Here is an 18531-nt window from a genome sequence, read left to right on the forward strand (position 1 = left end):
AAATATTTTAAGATGGAAAAATCGGATGCTAGGTTTAACGCAGAAAGAATTTTCTTATATCTGCCTAAAAACACATGACTGTCTGTCAAAATGTCGCTGAAAAGACTGGTATGCTTACATTTAAACGGTCCCTTTTATTAGTTAGTAACTGGTATTTTACTGACATAAAGAACATTAACAAAACATAAAGATTGAGAACATCTGCAAAAAAGGTATTTTACATGCTATATAGCATGTATTATAACTTGTCTGAAGTAGGAACGAAATAGATAAGGAGAAATTATGAAACAAGTTTTGAAGGCTGACAGTACTTGTATTATAGTCCTACCTTTTAAAAGGAAAAGAGGTTATTTTGCCTCCTTTTCTCTTTTATCACCATTACAATAAATCATTATAATATCATCCAGATTGGTGGTGTACTGCTTGCTGATGTGTTCGCATTTGAGATGCCACGACTTGTCCGTAGTGCCCTGGACAGCTACCTTAATGGTATTGTGGCCGTTCTTGCGGTTGATGGCATCTATGGCAGCGGCCAGACGTGACTGCTTCTCACGGTCTATGGTATCAAAAAGGTTGGTCTGGACGGCAGAGTCAGGAACTATGTTCCAGACAATGACACCGGCTTTTTATATAAATATCCCCCCTCTTTACGGAAATCCATACGGAGTGCCCGGACTGCGGTGCTTACAAGCTCCTGGAGGTCGTTGGTCGGTACCTGCAAGTGGATGGTGCGGTTGATGCAGTGCTACGGAAGATCCAGACGGAAACGACTGGTATAGGCAAAGACTGTTATTTCCGTGCAACAGCTATGCTGCATACGGAGCTTGCGCACACATTCGGAAGAAAAGTTGGCGACAGCTTCCTCGAGGCTGGAGAGTTCGGACAAGCCGGAGTCAGGGGGAAATTAATCCGAAACCGGTCATCAGCAACCGGTTCCGGATAAAAAGCAGAAGTTCGTATGCCTCTTGGCAAGACTTGATATTATAGTGTCCAACCAGAAGTCCAGTCGTCACCGCTCTTTACAGCACCTTTATAGTCGGTTTTAGTAAAGAAGCTGTCTGCAGACAAATCTTTTCCTCCGTCAAGAGTACCTACATATTTGCCTGTCCATGAGAATTCCTGATTTGTCAGATTGCCAGTAGCCTGAGCAAAGTCTGCATTTGTATAGATTCCCTGCTTAGATGACAATTCACCACTGATAGCAACATACTCCAGTTTTGAAGTACCATCTTTTAAAGCATTCTCTGTTTCATTTGTTTCTACAGTCAGCGGTTTGCCTTTGCCTGTTATGATTGTATTGTAAAGTTCTACCTGAGTTCCGGCACGCAAGCGTACTCCCTGAGCATCTCCACCGTTTCCAATCAAAGTAGCATTGGCAATTGTCGGATGTGCAACCGGAGTTGCCGCATTGTTAGTACCATTATTGTCACATTCCATCAGGCAGTCGCAAGCATATCCCAGTGAAGATTCACCTTCCTGATAAGCAACCAGGAACTGTGCTTTCCCGTTCCATCCTTCAGTCCAGTCGAAAGAGTCGTCACTACAGCTTGTCACAACCATATATTTTACATTGACAGAACCTCCAAAGAATTCAAATCCATCGTCCGATCCCTGATAAGCCTGCAAATGTTCTACAGTAGTTCCATTACCAACACCATAGAAAGAAACTCCGTTTGCTTCATGTTCTTCATCAAAAGCATATCCGGTATATTCCAAACGGATATATTTCAATGTACCAGAGTTGTCAGCATCATTGTTTCCTCCATAAGGTGCATTACCTATTTCTGATTTTCCCGATCCATTATTTGTATGAGCATAACCGCAGATATGCAAACCTCCCCAAGCTCCTGCTTCTTTCTTTTCAGAAGTCATAACAATAGGCTGTGCAGCTGTACCCTGCGCATCAATCTTAGCACCCTGTTCGATAAGAATATAATCTACTGTTTCATCGTGCTGTGCTACGATAGTAACTCCCGGCTTGATAGTAAGAGTTGCTCCCGATTTAACATGAACACCTCCGCTAAGTGTATAGGTTTTTCCAGTTTCCAACGTTACATTTTCGGTAATGTCACTGTTAAGAACATAGGTATCTTCTCCTCCATCACCCGGATTATTGACAGGATCTTCATCACTGCTGCAAGAGGTTGCAAAAAGAGATACGCCAGCTATCAATGCCATTGTTGCAAACTTCCAATTCTTTTTCATACTCAAAATGTTTTGTTTAAGTTAGTTGTTTAGAATTTATTTTGATTATAAGTTATATGTCACACCGATTTCAAAACTGCTTCCACGTTTGAAGCGCTCAACTTCTACCTTTTCTCCTGTAGAGGGAACTTCCTGTTTGAAGACAACAGGCTGATTAAGCAAGTCGTTTATCTGTAGTTTCAATGAAACTTTTTCATTGAATTTAAAGCTACTTACAAAATTCATAGTATGTACCGGCTGCTGCTTGACATCTCCCAGTCCGGAAATACCGACCGACTGAATACGAGGACCTTGCAGGTTATAGACCAAAGCTGCACTCAACTGTTTCACATCGTCCAGACGCGGAGTATAAGTGATATCAGCATTCACCAGATAAGGAGATGCTCCTTGCAAAGCACGCTGAGTATTGGTATATGCTCCTCCTTCGGGAAGCTTTACGTCAGTATACATAAACGAAGCGTTGGCTCCCAAACGTAAATCACGTATCAGTTCTTTACGGAATTCAACCTCCAGACCGGCAGCCATACCATTATTGGCATTCTGGAACGAATGGATAGTAGCTCCTCCCGACAATTGCTGGATCTGCTCAATAGGGTCTTCCAAATGTTTATAATAAGCTGTTGCCGAGAACATGTCACCATTTTCTCCAAAGAACTCATAACGCAAATCAAGGTTATAGTTATAACCGTTCTTCAAATCTGCATTACCTCGGATCTGTGCCGAACCATACGATTCCTGATAAAGGAAAGGAGCCATTTCGATAAATGAAGGACGCGTCACTGTACGCGAGAATGAAAAACGGAAACTGTTTCTTTTATCCAGCTGATAACGTAAGTTCATGGCAGGAAACAAATCGTTACTGTTTAAGTCACGGCGCTGCAACTTTCCTCCGTCTTCTGCATAATTCACCCACAGCTTACTGCTTTCATAGCGTACTCCCACATTCACCAATAGAGCTTCTACCGGATAAATATCAGCTAAAATATATCCTGCATAAATTTTATTTCCAGCTGTATAACTGTCTTTGGGCTGCTGAGAGCGTGAGATGGAAACAAGTCCACTTTCTATAGCTTCCTGATTCAGGAAACCGGAAGGTGTATAAATATCCTCTTCACCTCCAATCACCGGATTCAACTTATTCAAATTATAGTAAAAGCGAGTTGAGCTATAGTCGCGTGTCTTGTCCTTGTAAGTAAATCCAGCCTGCAACTTGTTCTGGTTTCCAAATTTATAGTCACCCGACAGATTGCCTACCCATTCTTTTTCATCAAGTACACCAAAATAACGCATGGTTTCCTGACGGTTCAACTTAAACAAATTGATTTCATTACCTTCTCTGATAAACATAATCTGCCGGCGATCGGGTTCATCACTCGAAGTCTTGCTATACGAACCACTCCAGTTCATACTCCATTTGTCACCGAAAAAGTGTTTTCCACCCAACTGATGGTTTTGCAGTGTATAGACATGCGTTACGTTATTGCTTCCAATCAAGTTATGATCTTCATAATCATATCCTTCACGAAGCATGTAATTGTCTATCGCATTGCGGGCATAGAAAAAAGTATAATTCAACTGGTCTTGCTTACGGAAACTATATCCCAGACTACCTAATCCGGCAATCTTCAGTTCACTGGAATAACTGTCATAACTGAAATCATTCAATGTGGTTCCGGTAGCCTCCAGCGTACGTACACTGGCATCAAGCATCGTTTGCTGTTCATTGCTTACCCCCATTGAAGCCAGCAAGCTAAGAGTATTCCCGTTTATATCAAAATTCTTTCCGAACCCTACGTTTCCACCAAATTCAGGTAAAGACTTACTGCGAGATACATCAAAACTGGTATTGAACAACTGATTTTTTCCGGCATATTCCTCAAAATCCACTAGCGACATATCACGTAACTTATTGTCGAGTGACGGAGTTTTAAACAAAGTTCCATCACGATCCATCTGATAAGTATCTTTTCCTAAAGTATTGAACTTGCCCCCGGTATTAAACGAAAGGCTGAAAAAATCTTCACCAGTCTGCTCTTTTGTACCTATGTCGATATGTGCACCTGAATAATCGGCAAACGAATTGGCCTCATAGACTTTACTTACGGTAATATTCTTCACGGTAGAAGACGGGAACAAGTCAAGCGGTATCAACTTATGGTCAGGATTGGGAGAAGCAATAGGCAACCCGTTCAATGTCGTCGTGCTGTAACGGTCACCCAGTCCGCGTACAATGATTTGTCCAGCCGAAGCAACCGACACACCGGTAATCTTCTTCACGCCTTCTTCTACATTGGAAATTCCCTTTGTACTCATTTCCTTCGCCCCGATATTTTCGATAGCTACACTCGACCTCTGACGCTCCATCATCAACGAACGTTCATTCTCCAGATTCTTCCTGGCTACCACCGTAACCTCATCAAGCTGCTGATTATCGGGAGCAAGTGCTATAACCAACTCATCCTTCTGCCCTTTTTCTACGATAATTTCCTGTGTCTTATACGAAACATACTGTACAATCAGCGTACATGTTTTGCCTTTTATATCTTTAATTTCGAACCGTCCGTCGATATCAGTAATAACTCCTGTCGTGGTTCCACCTACTTGAACAGTTGCTCCGATAAGCGGCTCTTTCGTTGAGTTATCAACAACCACACCTTTTAAAGTAAAAGCCTGGGCACTGACACTTAAAATCATCGCCGAAGCTGTAAGAAACATCTTGTTAGTTTTAATCATCCTTCGCTACTAATTTTTTCTGATGCAAAAATAGAGCGGTGATATTTCGTGCCGATTGCATCCTTTTGATGATTTACTTACAAGCCAATTACGTTTGTATTACTGAAATATCTTACTGGAGGAAAATTCCAATTTATAGTTTAAAATAAGATCTAATCAAGAATATTCATTTACCCTTCAAAATTTATCAGCTTCTTTTAGTAAAAACATGATGATATTTTTTATTTTTTTGTACAAAATAAAAAAAAACATCAGGATAAATTCCGGCAAACAAGCTGATTATTTAATGCACATATAGAAATCACTTTTCCAGATAAATTCAGCCTATGATTTGGTTTGCTTGAATACTCGATCTATATATACAATTCACCCCCTTCACATTGCATTAAGCATGTGAAGGGGGTGAGAAATAACAAATAAAAATTTTCTTTCTATCAGCGTATAGCAGCGATCAATTCTTCGGGAGCCAGCAAGTTCTGTTCGCCAGTAGCCATGTTTTTCAGCATGACCTTGCCTTCGTTCATTTCATTCTCTCCCACTATAGCAACAAACGGAATAGCTTTCGCATTTGCATAACTCATCTGCTTCTTCATTTTCGCACTGTCAGGATAGATTTCGGCACGAATACCGGCCGCACGTACTTTAGCCAATACCGGAAGTACATAGGCCGCTTCCGCCTCTCCAAAGTTGACAAACAAAAGCTGAGTACCGAATGATGCATCTTCCGGATACAAATCAAGCTGATTCAACACATCGTATATACGGTCGGCACCGAAAGAGATACCCACTCCCGACATTCCATCCATACCGAATACACCTGTCAAGTTGTCATATCGTCCACCGCCACTGATACTACCAATCTGCACATCGAGCGCCTTAACTTCGAAAATAGCTCCAGTATAATAGTTCAGTCCACGTGCCAAAGTCAAATCCAGTTCAACTTCCGACTTGATTCCAAGTGTAGAGATTGTTTTCAAAATGAATTCACTTTCTTCTACTCCCTTCAAGCCTGTTTCGCTGGCAGCAAGTACAGATTTCAGTGTTTCAAGCTTCTCTTCGTTCGAACCGCTTAACAAGATTATTGGCTGCAACTTGTCGATAGCTTCCTGCGGAATGCCTTTCGAAGCCAGTTCGGCATTGACATTTTCCAGACCAATCTTATCAAGCTTATCAATAGCTACGGTGATATCGACAATCTTATCAGCTTCACCGATGATTTCTGCAATACCTGTCAGGATCTTACGATTATTAATCTTAATAGACACCCGGATACCGAACTTGCTGAATACTGCGTCAATCATCTGTACCAGCTCTACTTCATTAAGCAACGAATTGCTGCCTACGACATCGGCATCGCACTGATAAAATTCACGATAACGGCCTTTCTGAGGACGGTCGGCACGCCATACGGGCTGTATCTGAAAACGCTTGAAAGGAAAGCTTATTTCATCACGGTGCATCACCACATAACGGGCAAAAGGTACTGTCAAGTCATAGCGCAAACCTTTTTCACAGAACTTACTTGCCAGCTTGGCTGCATTACGGCTTAACAACTCTTCATCAGTAAGTCCTGAAAAATAATCTCCGGAATTCTGTATCTTGAACAACAATTTATCTCCTTCCTCACCATACTTTCCCATCAGGGTAGACAGGTTTTCCATAGAAGGAGTTTCTATCTGCTGAAATCCATACAAATAGAATACTTCGCGAATGGTATTGAATATATAGTTACGTTTCGCCATTTCAACAGGCGAAAAATCTCTTGTTCCTTTTGGTATACCTGGTTTTGTTGCCATAATGAATCAAAGTTTATTTATTTCGTTGCAAAAATACATGAAATATTTGAATTTGAAAGCTGATACAGAAGAAGATATTTCCTGATACAGACAATAAAAAAGCGCAAAAGCATGTCAGCCGTAGTAGGCCTACATACTTCTGCGCCTGCTTTATATTATTAAACTGCTGTTATCAGTCGCGGCGGTTGGTAAATATCATAATGTAATAAACCAAGGTAGCCAGTGAACTCAATGCAGCAACAACATATGTATATGCAGCCGACTTCAACGCATCCTGTGCCTGACGGTGGTTCGACATATTTGTTACCCCTGCACTGCTTAACCATACCAAAGCACGACGGCTGGCGTCTATTTCTACCGGTAACGTAATAAAACTAAATAAGGTAGTCATAGCAAACAGACAGATACCAATCAGCAGCAACTGCGGAAAAGTATTAATCATAAACATACCGGCCAGCAGTACCCACTGTACGATAGAAGAGGAGAACTGAACAACCGGAACTAAAGCCGAACGCATCTGCAAGGGAGCATATGCTCTGGCGTGCTGAACAGCATGTCCACATTCGTGCGCAGCAACTGCCGCAGCAGCCACGCTACATGTATTATAAACTCCTTCACTCAGATTGACAGTTTTGTTTGTCGGATTATAATGGTCTGTCAACATTCCGGGAGTGCTGGTTACTTTCACATCGTAAATACCGTTATCACGCAACATTTTTTCTGCAATCTCCCTACCCGTCATACCGTTGCTCAATGCCATGCGAGAGTATTTATCAAACTTACTCTGCAAATTCGACTGTACTAAATAACTGATGAGTGCAATGCCAATAAATAAAATCCAATACATATAATTATACTTTATGTGTTTCTATTCAATTTAAAATCATACAAATACTTTGCCAAAAGTAAGTAAAAAAACAAGAATCTTACAAACCTTTCCAGGCTTTTGACGATTATTAAGTATGTTCTTAAATATTCTTTTAAAAAAATCCCTCTGACTAACACACAGATAATCAATGGATTAAAAATTAAGCAAAAGATTATTTTCACATTTTCTTCTAAAATATTTGGCAGATTAAAAATAAACACCTACCTTTGCACTCGCAATCAGGAAATGAATGCAACACAGGTTTGATTCGCTAGCTCAGCAGGTAGAGCACAACACTTTTAATGTTGGGGTCCTGGGTTCGAGCCCCAGGCGGATCACCAAAAGGAAACCATCGATAACTAAATTATCGGTGGTTTTTCTTTTTATATATTCCGATGAAAAAACTGCCCGACCATAAAGGATCAACGTAATAATCTGAGGGGTTAATTCAATAAATATTATCTTTGCCTACAAGAATAAAAATAAAATAGGATCAACGTAATAATCTGAGGGATCTGTTGGTTAAGCATAAATTTTAGCTAGTCTGAACAAGCTGAGGGGTGCATTGAATCAACATAAAAAACATCAAATGTATATGATGATCCCTCATAAATTACCGGTAAGAGGAATCATTCATATACCAATTGCCACACATAGTTCCTTAAAACTTATGCTGATATTTTTTATAAAAAATCAGGAAAAGTAGTAATCCTATAAACGCAAATGGAACTCCACATAATGCAGGGTAGCGATATCCTTCGCTGACAGCCAGTCCACCAGCATAAGCACCAACCGCATTACCTAAATTGAAGGCAATCTGTACGCATGCACCTCCTAACATCTCTCCTCCAGGAGCTACACGAATAATCAGTACTTGTTCCGGACTGGAAACGGCAAACAAGCCGGCAGTACACAACGTCATGAGTATAGCTGCACACCATGGATTAGGCGAAAAGAAAAACAGCAGTAACAAAACCACACCAATCATACCCTGAACTACTGTTCCAACCTTTCCGGGCGTATAACGATCTGACATACGCCCACCGACCAGATTACCTACTACCATACCAAAGCCCGCCAGTACCATAAGAGCCGTCATACTACTGGTCTGGAAACCGGATATCTCAGTAAGCATCGGATTGACATAACTGTACCAGCAGAACACGCCTCCGTTACCCAATGCGGTTGCTCCGAGAATCAGCCAGGGCGCAGGCGACTTGAGGAAACGGAACTGCCCCTTAAACCCGTTATCCTTCAAATTTTCTACCTGTGGAACCCAACGATATATATAATATAAGGTAATCAGTCCCCAGAATACCACAAGCAAGAAAGCAACACGCCACGAAATCGTATGACTCAAGGAAGTACCCAAAGGAACACCAAACAAATTGGCAACTGTCATGCCTGCTATCATGATAGACACAGCCTCCGACCCTTTTCCTTCATCTGCCAGCTTACCAGCTACAATGGATGCCACACCGAAATAAGCGCCGTGCGGAAGACCGGATATAAAACGACCAGCCATTAACACCCAATAATTGGGAGCAGCAGAAGCACAGAGATTTCCGATAATCATAAGCAGCACCAAGGCCAGCAATGTTTGCTTCAACGGTCGTTTGCGTGCCAGAATCAGCATCGGAGCACCACAGCAGACACCCAATGCATACGCAGAAATAAGATGACCAGCCACTGGAATACTAATACCCAAATCTTGGGCTACATAAGGTAAAATACCCATCATGGTAAACTCGGCAATACCCAGCCCTAGTGTACCAAAAGCCAAAGCTATCAGACTCTTTTTCATTTTTCTGTCACTATAAAATCATTATTTCAAACCTATATTTTTTTAAGGAGTGCAAAATTACAGTTTTATTTATTCTTCGTAAACGACCTGAATAAAAAATAGAAACAGCCAATATAATTCATAAATTATTCTCTGTATTTCCTTTCAAATGATTCTGCAACAAACACCATAAATAATTTCTTTGAAAGAACATTTTTCGCTAACTTTGTTATTGAAGCAATTTAATCACGAAATATTCTTTACTAATTCAAGAACGAAGTAGTACCGAAAAGAATATTCACGTAAAACCCATAAAAATCAAAAGAAACATCACACAACTAGCTTTAACCTATTTCTAAATTTAATAAGCACACAGTATGAACATGAAATATGCATTAAGCAGTATTCTACTATGTTTCAGTCTATTTTGTCTGCCAAGCTGCAACGACAATGAAACTCCCGCCAACACTCCTGACGGAGAGGAAGTAGAAGAAGTGATCAAAAGTTACGATTGGCAACTGGAAGGTAAGTGGGAATATGCATCGAATAATGGCAATGATTTCTCCCGAACACTTGTTTTCGAGAAAGACGGTAAAGGCTCTTATGACGACGGTACGCTGGAATGGTACTGTTCCAACAATCATTTGTACATTGATTTCGACAACGGCAAATCCATCAAAGATTGTGACTATCTGTTTTATGGGGCAACTCTTCAGTTGAAGAGTCCTCAACTGTCATATATCCTCGATTGTCCTTTTATCGGTTCCTGGCTTGCAACCAACGCACACAACCATTTTACCGGCTCCACCTTCTATTATACTTTTGCCGCTGATGGCAATGCCGAGTGTTTCACCTTCAATACTTCCGGCATTTGGGAAAGTCAAAAATACTCCTGGCTCAGGACTCAAGACGGTATCCAACTGCTATCTAATATGGCTACCAAAAACCTCATCTGTGAGGCGGATGCAGAAAAATTGACGATACAAGGCGACGGAGAATTCAGTCATACCAGTCCGTTCTATGGCAAATGGAAGTCTGTCTATTCACAGGACGGCATCATCGACGAAAAAGATGAGAATTTTTCCACCATCGAACTTTACCAAAGAACCGATGATGATTACTTTGTCTACTATGAGAAAGATAACAAATACGCCAGCTTCCAAGGTCCGATGTCTATCTTGCTTCCCAACAGAGCTTTATTAATAAATCCAGCCGATGGCAGTGATCCTCTGTTCCTCTATTTTCGTTTTTATTATTCAAAAGATTCTGAAAAGGTTTATCTGGAACTAAGCAAAGACAACTCATTTACAGAATATACAAGATATGAATTTGTAACAACATTATGAGTATGAAGAAAGCAATATTACTACCTATGCTGTGCCTCATCGCCTTATGTGGATGTGAAAAGAGCACTGAATTATCCGAAATTACCGGAAATCCTGAAACAGAAACGCCGGAAAACGGAAGCCTGACCTTTCAGTTGAATGCAGATAAGACAACCTGCAACTTACTGGATTTGACTACTTTCTCTATTTCGTTCAATCGTACCGTTTCCATGTGGGACATCTCCAATCAGTTTGATTCAATAGTATGGATAGTAGAAGACAAGGATAAAAATCTTCACTCATTCCGTATCATGGAACAGCAGGAAAAAACCTTTTTATGGAGTCACTGCTTTTATTATCCCGGCGAGTATAAGACATACCTGTCAGGATATAAAGACAAAGAAGAAACTTTCAGAAGTGAAACTATCAATCTGCAAGTTGTTACAAAAGACTTTTTAGGCTGGAAATGGAACGAATTTCCTGATGAGCCAGACCAGAAGAGAACGGGTACCGTAAACCTGTTCAACAGCGACTTTGAATTGACATATTATAACCATCTGTCCGACAATGGTGTCCCTGGGTGGAACCTCTATATATTTAATTCTGCCGGAGAAGACGAGCAGGTATTCTACGAAAAATCATCCGATGTACTTTACCGCTACATAACAGGAATATACGGTGCTCCGTCCATCGACAAAAACTCTCCTGATCTGGCAGAAGCATATACTGCCGATTTTGATTATCATCATGACCATGCGACTCCTCTGGCTATTTGGGAAACCGACCAGACACGCATCGTACAGCTTCGGATTGATGACAGTTGGCCTATAGCTTATATTTATGCAGAACCGCTTTCCAGAAGATGATTTGCCTGAAAACAACAAATGACAATAATCAAACGGAAAAGAAACGATGTCAAGACTTCATTCTAGCATGAATAAACTTGACCTGAAGCTTAAAAGCCAAAGAAAATCTGATTAAAAGTCAGTTGTTCTACCAACCGAACAAAGAATGGTACACCCTTAAAGGCAAAAAAGATTCAAAATAGAGAAATTAGATAAACGTACTTATAACCTATAAGTTACAACAGACAAATCTCCTGCTTTAGTCTTCATTTATTTATATGACTAAAAGCAGGAGATTTTTTACTTTTAAGTTTCAATCTATACGATTGTTACTTAACCGTCCCTTTCAGGCCCTGTAGTTATAAACCATAATTTCCCGGAGGATTATTTTATTCTGACTTATCCTTTCTTTGGGTGTTATAAGTCGCCTGCGTATTAAACACAAAAACATCTTTTCTCAAAATGAGTCTTAATACACTTATAATATTACCCTCCTCATTATGATTAAGAAAAATAAAACCTTATTTTTCAACTAATGTAATGCCATCCAGACAGAAATAGTTCGGAGTATTCATACCATAATCACCTGTATCGGTAGATTCCATTTCGAAAGTCACATATGCAGCATTAGCCAGCGGAGTCCAGTCGAACCATTCCCAAGTATTCACAACAGAACTCTTTCCATCACGATAGTCGGCCAGATAGAAAGTGCTTCTTCCAACTTCTTCGCCAGAAGCTGCATGACCGATTGCAGTTACAGTAAAATAATCACCATCTTCGAAAGGACCTTTTACATATCCGCCTCCATCATTACCATCCTTCACAGCTAAATAAGCATAAGTAGTATTAGTTATATAAGCTCCCTTGAACTGATATGTACCAGCCTGCAAGTTAGTCAATTTAGTAGGATTCGACAAAGCTACAGTAAGATATACACTGCCATCCTTACCCTTTCCGGTTATCGCGCTGAGATTAGAATATCCCGGAGTAGTTACATCGGTAGTATTGGTATAGGTAAATCCGCCACCAAAGCCCCAATCACTAAAGTAGCTGTTACATTCTATCAGCGATTTGCTATCAGTAAATGATGTAAGCTTATATCCCCAGTCCCCGTAATCTTCACCTTCAGTAGGGGCAAATGATGTATTAGGTTCCGTTAATTTGTCTTCGAAGCTAACTGCCACTTCCTGCTTTGCAGGTACTGTCGGTTCATCATCGTTACTACAACTCCACAATCCCACGCATAAACATGCGTACAAAACAAAAAATAACTTTTTCATCTGTCGTTAATTAATTAAATGATTAAAATATAGTTTACTGATTATTTCTCATAATGTAAATTCTCCACTCCGGTAATCTCTGTCGAAAGTTCTCCTATCTGAGTACAATACTGATTGACAGCCGTATATATCTTCACGAAATCAATCTGATCGAGAGCGACTTTATTACCTTGAGCATCTACAGCCCAATCTATCTTAAACTTCGACATCTCCGTACTGTTGGGATGATTATCGGCATATCCCCAGTCGTAAGCATAACCTACCCACACTCCGTTTTCTTGAACCGCATTATCTTTCAGGCGTGTTCCACGGAAAATCAGGCAATCACTCTCTTCCCAAAGCGGATAATACGATGACTGCTGATGAAAAGTATTCCGATACACATACCCTTCATTTCCCTGATTATCTGTCCAACGCACATCAGCATTTTCAGGTACAGGGCGATAATAAGTAATCTCATAATCACGTATTTCGGTATCTGTTTCATACTCACTGCCGGCCAGTTCGTACCATTCATCATCGGGCAGCCCATTACTGTTTTCATCTTTCGAAACTAGTACAATACCCGGTTCTGCACTACCACCAGGACGGTCCTGCCAAGCGTTCGGATTATAGTTGGCATTACCGTAAATTTTAAAATCGTATTCTCCCGGAACATTTGGCACGGGTTGAGAAAAGCCTAACACAATATAGCCCCCGTATGCCCCTAACGACAACAATGATTTTTTCCGAAGTCGTTCGGCAGCATAGTCCAGTACCTGTTGCTTGGTTGTAAAGCCCTCAGCATAAGCAGTCGTAACCGTATTCATATATTGTGTAGGAGCCGGAACATAATCGAACACTTTATCGGCATAAGCAGCCATTTCATCCGATTCATCGGGATTATCCGGAGTATCTACACCGGCAGCCTCATCACGGAACAGCACGGTATTCGGATTTAACCCGATTCCACTCAGGCGAAACATAAGTGTACCTTCAGGAGTAAAGCATAACAAATCACCATCTACCTGATAATTGTACGCTTCGGTTATATACACATTGCTGCTATAAGGATTTACCTGAATGGAGAACGGGCGTTCTATATTTGTTCCATCGGTAATAAACTGACTCCGTAACACCGTACCTGAAGTAAGATCGAACACCTTGAATGCAGCCTGTCCGGTCGAATAATCGTAATTATAAAGGTAGGCGATATTATAATCGAAAGCAAAATCCATTACCGGTTCGTCATAAACTTTTTCTACAACATCCGACTGTGAGTTTATTTTTACCAGTTTATAGTCACCCTGCTCTATCTGTTCTCCTTGTGTAGCTACCCATACACTATGATCGGGACCGGCAAGTATCTTTCCCGGATTAGGACCGACTTCAATTTTTTTCGTTTCTGCAAAAGTTGACAGGTCGACAACAGATACCGTACGGTCAACTCCCACTCCAGCCCAGTCTAATCCACCTGAATTGGACACATAAAGTTTTCCATCCTGCGCACAAAGATCTTCCGGATTACGTCCGACTTCCGCAACTCCGTCTATCTCCAGAGAAGCAGTATCGATACGAGCTACGGTTCCATCATACGAACAGACATAAGCTTTTCCCGAATCAAAAGTAATGGCACGAGGCTGACGGGAACTGCCATTATCGGTCAGCATCGGAATCTGCTTTACGGAAAGCCCAGACTGAAGGTCTATTACCTCTACTGTACTGGAAACATTTACCACAACATATAATTTACTACCGTAAATATCCATGTCGTTAGCGGTATCTCCCAATCCGCGATGATTCAGCGCACGGAAATAATCATACGAACAGCTATTCGTCAGGAAGGAATATCTTGCCAGTGTACTGTTGTTCAAATTAAACAACCCTTCATTCAAGATATACATTTCTGCCGTTCCATAGTCTTCGACTACCCCATTTGCTTCACCGGGTGTATAAGGCTTGTCTTCCAAATCATCGCAACCGGCAAACAGCAAAACCAACGAATATATAATAACTACCAGTTTCCTCATATTCATCAATATTTCACTCCGACTGTTATCCGGAAAGACCGTCCGGGCATCGGAAAGTTTTTCACTATTTCATAATTTTTATCTGCCAGATTCAGCATCTCAAGTGCCAGCGAGAGGTTTGTCTTTTTCCAACGGAACCCCCGACGTACAGAAACGCTATGATCAGTATATCCGTCCAGCCTGTTCTTGGCTATATTCTGTCCCAACGCATAGCGTTTGCCGGAAAACAGCATGGAATACGACAAGTCTACCCACGGTGTTTCGAGTACTGCCTGTCCGGAACCTGACACACGCGGTGTATAGGCTATCTGATGCTTATACGTTTTTCCTTCAAGAGTAGAAGGATCTGAGTTCGTAACATCCAGCGCACGCTGATAAGTGTAATTACCCGATAGGCTCAACACATATTTTTCTGCCGGCTGTACACTAACACTTGCTGTAAAGTCTATTCCTTTTATATCGACTTTGCCCAGATTTACCATACTCCAGATAAACAGGTTCTTGGTCGGTATCGCTACTATCTTGTCGGTTATCCGGTTGGAATAAGCATCCACTGTTGCCGATACATAAGGAAGCCAGTCAGAAATGCGTTTACTATATGTCAGTCCGACATTCAGCTGGCTGGCATTTTCCGGCTTCAGACGAATATTACCGGTCTGTCCGTAATACAAATCATTAAAACTCGGCAAGCGGAAAATATCTTTATAAAAGAAACGGATACGAAACTCCTCTGAAGCAAATGGCTTAAATGATACACTGGCATACGGAGAAAGTTTCCGGTGTCCCCCGGCACTGTTGCCTTTTGCTACATCTTCATAAATAACTGTAGACAAAACAGAAGCTGAAAGCGTCATCCAGTCGTTGACATATTTCCCAGCCAGCGCAGTAAGCCATGAGTAACGCACTGGCTTGGCAAAATCTTTCAAGTCGCAGTTCATACGGTTAACGATTCCGTCGGTTGAAAGAGAAAAAGAAAGACAGTCCAGCGCCCGGAACAACACTGCCGTAGAAAGATAATATTCCTGCTGAAAATAACTGTTCTCACTTTGTCCGGTAGTTCCTTTATAATCTGGGTCCAGATAATGCTGGTAGGTCCAGTTCCATTTGCCCGAAGCCTGAAACACCCATTTACGGCTGAACTCTTTTTTATACTGGCTCTGGATGAAAATATTTTTATCCCACAAATGTTGTGAGGAATAATCGTAGTACAAAGTTGTTGCATTGGGAAGCCCGCGTAACGACTGACAATAATAAGCTTTCAGCTTCCATTGTTCCGTATCAGAAAAATTACCGAACAGACCTGCCTCGGCACGGAATGTCTGCACTTCCGTATTCTTGCGTTTTTCACGACTCGACTGATCACCTTCCTCGCCGTAATATAATGTATAAGGATAATGCCCATCGGATGACATCCATTCCGCATCTGCTGTCAATGCCCATTTTTCACCCAGTTTCTGTTCATACAAAACTGAAGGATTCACCAGTCCCCATGAACCCGATTTCACAGATGCGTTCAGATTAACAGACTTGTTATTCTGAAAAACAGGAGTAAGTGTCTGGATATTCAAAATTCCAGCTGAAGCGAAAAAACGTGCAGGCTGAAAAATCTGGTCACTTTGCCCGTTGCTTAACATCAGACGGTCTACATTTTCCAATGAAAAGCGACCGATATCCACCTGTCCGGTCTGACAGTCGGTAACAGCTATTCCATCGTATCCCACTACTGTATGCTGTGCTCCCAGACTGCGTATAGAAACTGTTTTCAGTCCTCCTATTCCTCCATAATCTTTCACTGTCACACCAGAGAAGTGTTTGACAGCATCGGATACCTGCATCACATTCAGGTTTTTCAGCTCTTCGTGAGAAAAGATCTGAAGAGGAACAGCCGAACGAACTTCACGCGTCTGGTAGCGGTCGGAAACCACAACCTCCGGTATGGAATAGACTTTCGTTGTATCTATTTCCTGACTGCCATAACATTGAACGGCACATCCAATCAGCATCATCCAACTACATACAATATACTTCATATTTTCTCAATACTTAATGTAACAGCAAAGGAACAGCCTTTGCATTGCCTGCGAAAAATAAAGCAATGGGGTGAACAGATAGAATATGCACCGAAAAGTCATCCCACGCTTTTTCCTCGAAAGCTGTGAAGAAATATGCATGGCAGGTCTTCTGACTTATTCCTAGTCGCAAACTACCTTCCCGGAAACAAACATTTCTCCAGTGGTCTGAACGACTGTTTGCGACATTTATATAATATGGAATTTACAGCAGCGGGACTGTTCAGGACTCTCACCTGATTCCCTTTTAATCACCAGATTATCTTCTAAAAACAGATAATCTCTTGAACCAATGCGCCACAAAGGTAAAAAGTTTTTTCAATAAGCCGAAAATATTCTGTATTTTTGTAGACAAGCAACTATAAACATATAAATTATGGCAAAAGAACTCGAATTGAAGTACGGCTGTAATCCTAACCAGAAACCGGCACGTATCTTTATGCAAGAAGGAGAGCTACCAATTGAGGTATTGAACGGACGTCCCGGATATATCAATTTTCTGGATGCCCTGAATGGATGGCAGTTAGTAAAAGAACTGAAAGAAGCTACCGGCCTGCCGGCTGCAACATCATTCAAGCATGTCAGCCCTGCAGGAGCAGCTATCGGTCTGGAGCTGGATGATACAATGAAGAAAATTTATTTCGTAGACAACCTTCCTCTTTCTCCTTTGGCAAATGCGTATATTCGTGCGCGTGGTGCTGACCGTATGTCGTCTTACGGCGACTTCATTGCGCTGAGTGATGTATGCGACGAAGCTACAGCACGTTTTATCAACCGCGAAGTTTCTGACGGAGTCATTGCTCCGGGATATACAGACGAAGCACTGGAAATTCTGAAGAATAAACGTAAAGGAACATATAATGTTATCAAGATAGATCCGGAATATCGCCCTGCTCCGATAGAACGTAAAGATGTATTCGGAATCACTTTCGAACAAGGACGTAATGAAATCAAACTGAACGGCGACGATTTATTCGCAAACATTCCTACTCAAAACAAGAATTTCCCGGAATCAGCACGCCGCGACTTGATGATTGCACTGATTACATTAAAATATACACAGTCGAACTCTGTATGTTATGTAAAAGACGGACAAGCTATCGGTATCGGAGCCGGACAGCAGAGCCGTATTCACTGTACTCGTCTTGCAGGAAATAAAGCTGATATCTGGTATCTACGCCAGCACCCGAAAGTATTGAATCTGCCTTGGGTTGAAAAAATACGCCGTGCCGACCGTGATAATACAATCGATGTCTATATCAGCGATGAACACGATGACGTACTTGCCGACGGTGTATGGCAGCAGTTCTTTACAGAAAAGCCGGAAGTGCTGACTCGCGAAGAAAAACGTGCATGGCTGGATACACTGAAAGGTGTGGCTTTGGGATCGGATGCTTTCTTCCCCTTCGGTGATAACATAGAACGTGCCCACAAGAGCGGAGTAGAATACATTGCACAAGCCGGTGGTTCAGTGCGTGATGACCATGTAATAGCTACATGCGATAAATATGGCATAGCTATGGCATTTACAGGTATCCGTCTCTTCCATCATTAATTGCACAGTCCATAGAATATTAAAAACAATAAGCGGACAGCATAAGGTCTTCATTCCCCCCTA

Annotated in this window: 14 protein-coding genes, 1 tRNA gene and 1 riboswitch; of the genes, 6 read left to right on the forward strand and 9 right to left on the reverse strand. The window is 41.4% G+C overall.

Annotated features, from left to right (window positions below; genetic code table 11):
- Nucleotides 1-347 precede the first annotated feature (347 nt).
- Nucleotides 348-488 (reverse strand): DUF4113 domain-containing protein, encoded by a 141-nt coding sequence (locus ACDG22_RS00335; protein WP_235776976.1) that lies wholly within the window; start codon nt 486-488, stop codon nt 348-350.
- Here ACDG22_RS00335 and ACDG22_RS00340 point away from each other — a divergent pair.
- Both ACDG22_RS00340 and ACDG22_RS16515 read left to right on the forward strand, forming a co-directional pair.
- Nucleotides 430-738 carry a hypothetical protein gene (locus tag ACDG22_RS00340; RefSeq protein WP_270212976.1) on the forward strand — a complete coding sequence of 103 codons (309 nt, stop codon included), beginning with the start codon at nt 430-432 and terminating at the stop codon, nt 736-738. The two genes, ACDG22_RS00335 and ACDG22_RS00340, sit on opposite strands and share 59 nt — an antisense overlap.
- Before the next feature lie 4 nt (nt 739-742).
- Nucleotides 743-943, forward strand: coding sequence for a hypothetical protein (locus ACDG22_RS16515; protein WP_185150239.1), 201 nt, complete (start codon nt 743-745; stop codon nt 941-943).
- 38 nt (nt 944-981) lie between these two features.
- On the opposite strand, the gene ACDG22_RS00350 is transcribed toward ACDG22_RS16515, so the two are convergent.
- The 4 genes from ACDG22_RS00350 to ACDG22_RS00365 all read right to left on the reverse strand — a co-directional run bounded on the left by ACDG22_RS00350 (nt 982) and on the right by ACDG22_RS00365 (nt 7581).
- On the reverse strand, nt 982-2205 hold the full coding sequence (locus ACDG22_RS00350) for a hypothetical protein (RefSeq protein WP_007571054.1): 1224 nt from the start codon (nt 2203-2205) through the stop codon (nt 982-984).
- Between the two features lie 45 nt (nt 2206-2250).
- Nucleotides 2251-4938, reverse strand: coding sequence for a TonB-dependent receptor (locus ACDG22_RS00355; RefSeq protein WP_270230061.1), 2688 nt, complete (start codon nt 4936-4938; stop codon nt 2251-2253).
- A gap of 434 nt (nt 4939-5372) precedes the next feature.
- Nucleotides 5373-6734, reverse strand: coding sequence for a histidine--tRNA ligase (gene hisS, locus ACDG22_RS00360; protein ID WP_007571056.1), 1362 nt, complete (start codon nt 6732-6734; stop codon nt 5373-5375).
- Between the two features lie 172 nt (nt 6735-6906).
- Nucleotides 6907-7581: a zinc metallopeptidase gene (locus tag ACDG22_RS00365; RefSeq protein WP_007571057.1), complete on the reverse strand. Its 675-nt coding sequence runs from the start codon at nt 7579-7581 to the stop codon at nt 6907-6909.
- 286 nt (nt 7582-7867) lie between these two features.
- On the opposite strand from ACDG22_RS00365, the gene ACDG22_RS00370 reads away from it, so the two are divergent.
- Nucleotides 7868-7943 (forward strand) — tRNA-Lys (locus ACDG22_RS00370).
- A 320-nt stretch (nt 7944-8263) separates the two neighbouring features.
- On the opposite strand, the gene araJ is transcribed toward ACDG22_RS00370, so the two are convergent.
- A complete protein-coding gene (gene araJ / locus ACDG22_RS00375; protein WP_007571060.1) occupies nt 8264-9406 on the reverse strand; it encodes an MFS transporter AraJ in 1143 nt (380 codons plus the stop codon).
- Between the two features lie 356 nt (nt 9407-9762).
- Between araJ and ACDG22_RS00380 the strand changes: the two genes are divergently transcribed.
- Nucleotides 9763-10731, forward strand: a complete 969-nt coding sequence (locus ACDG22_RS00380) for a hypothetical protein (protein WP_007571062.1) — start codon at nt 9763-9765, stop codon at nt 10729-10731.
- 2 nt (nt 10732-10733) lie between these two features.
- Nucleotides 10734-11576, forward strand: coding sequence for a hypothetical protein (locus ACDG22_RS00385; protein ID WP_148315588.1), 843 nt, complete (start codon nt 10734-10736; stop codon nt 11574-11576).
- 500 nt (nt 11577-12076) lie between these two features.
- Here the strand turns inward: ACDG22_RS00385 and ACDG22_RS00390 are convergent, their stop codons facing one another.
- Genes ACDG22_RS00390 through ACDG22_RS00400 form a run of 3 tightly spaced genes read right to left on the reverse strand, consistent with a single transcriptional unit; the run spans nt 12077 to nt 16850 of the window.
- The gene (locus ACDG22_RS00390; protein WP_007571066.1) at nt 12077-12835 is read right to left on the reverse strand and encodes a DUF4465 domain-containing protein; all 759 of its coding nucleotides are present in this window, start codon (nt 12833-12835) and stop codon (nt 12077-12079) included.
- Nucleotides 12836-12876: 41 nt separating this feature from the next.
- A complete protein-coding gene (locus tag ACDG22_RS00395; RefSeq protein WP_007571068.1) occupies nt 12877-14850 on the reverse strand; it encodes a YncE family protein in 1974 nt (657 codons plus the stop codon).
- Nucleotides 14850-16850, reverse strand: a complete 2001-nt coding sequence (locus ACDG22_RS00400; protein WP_050756987.1) for a TonB-dependent receptor plug domain-containing protein — start codon at nt 16848-16850, stop codon at nt 14850-14852. Before ACDG22_RS00400 ends, ACDG22_RS00395 begins: the two co-directional genes overlap by 1 nt.
- Nucleotides 16851-16999: 149 nt before the next feature.
- Nucleotides 17000-17222: riboswitch (cobalamin riboswitch) on the reverse strand.
- Nucleotides 17223-17289: 67 nt separating this feature from the next.
- Here ACDG22_RS00400 and ACDG22_RS00405 point away from each other — a divergent pair.
- Nucleotides 17290-18468: a phosphoribosylaminoimidazolecarboxamide formyltransferase gene (locus tag ACDG22_RS00405; RefSeq protein WP_007571073.1), complete on the forward strand. Its 1179-nt coding sequence runs from the start codon at nt 17290-17292 to the stop codon at nt 18466-18468.
- Nucleotides 18469-18531: the final 63 nt, after the last annotated feature.

The sequence above is a fragment of the Phocaeicola coprocola genome (genome assembly GCF_041333015.1).
In the GTDB taxonomy this organism is placed as follows: Bacteria; Bacteroidota; Bacteroidia; order Bacteroidales; family Bacteroidaceae; genus Phocaeicola; species Phocaeicola coprocola.

What these genes read in the sequence shown, in the direction of transcription:
- ACDG22_RS00340 (WP_270212976.1), top strand. Translation starts at nt 430, where the DNA reads ATGTGTTCGCATTTGAGATGCCACGACTTGTCCGTAGTGCCCTGGACA.
- ACDG22_RS00350 (WP_007571054.1), bottom strand. Translation starts at nt 2,205, where the DNA reads ATGAAAAAGAATTGGAAGTTTGCAACAATGGCATTGATAGCTGGCGTA.
- ACDG22_RS00355 (WP_270230061.1), bottom strand. Translation starts at nt 4,938, where the DNA reads ATGATTAAAACTAACAAGATGTTTCTTACAGCTTCGGCGATGATTTTA.
- hisS (WP_007571056.1), bottom strand. Translation starts at nt 6,734, where the DNA reads ATGGCAACAAAACCAGGTATACCAAAAGGAACAAGAGATTTTTCGCCT.
- ACDG22_RS00365 (WP_007571057.1), bottom strand. Translation starts at nt 7,581, where the DNA reads ATGTATTGGATTTTATTTATTGGCATTGCACTCATCAGTTATTTAGTA.
- araJ (WP_007571060.1), bottom strand. Translation starts at nt 9,406, where the DNA reads ATGAAAAAGAGTCTGATAGCTTTGGCTTTTGGTACACTAGGGCTGGGT.
- ACDG22_RS00380 (WP_007571062.1), top strand. Translation starts at nt 9,763, where the DNA reads ATGAACATGAAATATGCATTAAGCAGTATTCTACTATGTTTCAGTCTA.
- ACDG22_RS00385 (WP_148315588.1), top strand. Translation starts at nt 10,734, where the DNA reads ATGAAGAAAGCAATATTACTACCTATGCTGTGCCTCATCGCCTTATGT.
- ACDG22_RS00390 (WP_007571066.1), bottom strand. Translation starts at nt 12,835, where the DNA reads ATGAAAAAGTTATTTTTTGTTTTGTACGCATGTTTATGCGTGGGATTG.
- ACDG22_RS00395 (WP_007571068.1), bottom strand. Translation starts at nt 14,850, where the DNA reads ATGAATATGAGGAAACTGGTAGTTATTATATATTCGTTGGTTTTGCTG.
- ACDG22_RS00400 (WP_050756987.1), bottom strand. Translation starts at nt 16,850, where the DNA reads ATGATGCTGATTGGATGTGCCGTTCAATGTTATGGCAGTCAGGAAATA.
- ACDG22_RS00405 (WP_007571073.1), top strand. Translation starts at nt 17,290, where the DNA reads ATGGCAAAAGAACTCGAATTGAAGTACGGCTGTAATCCTAACCAGAAA.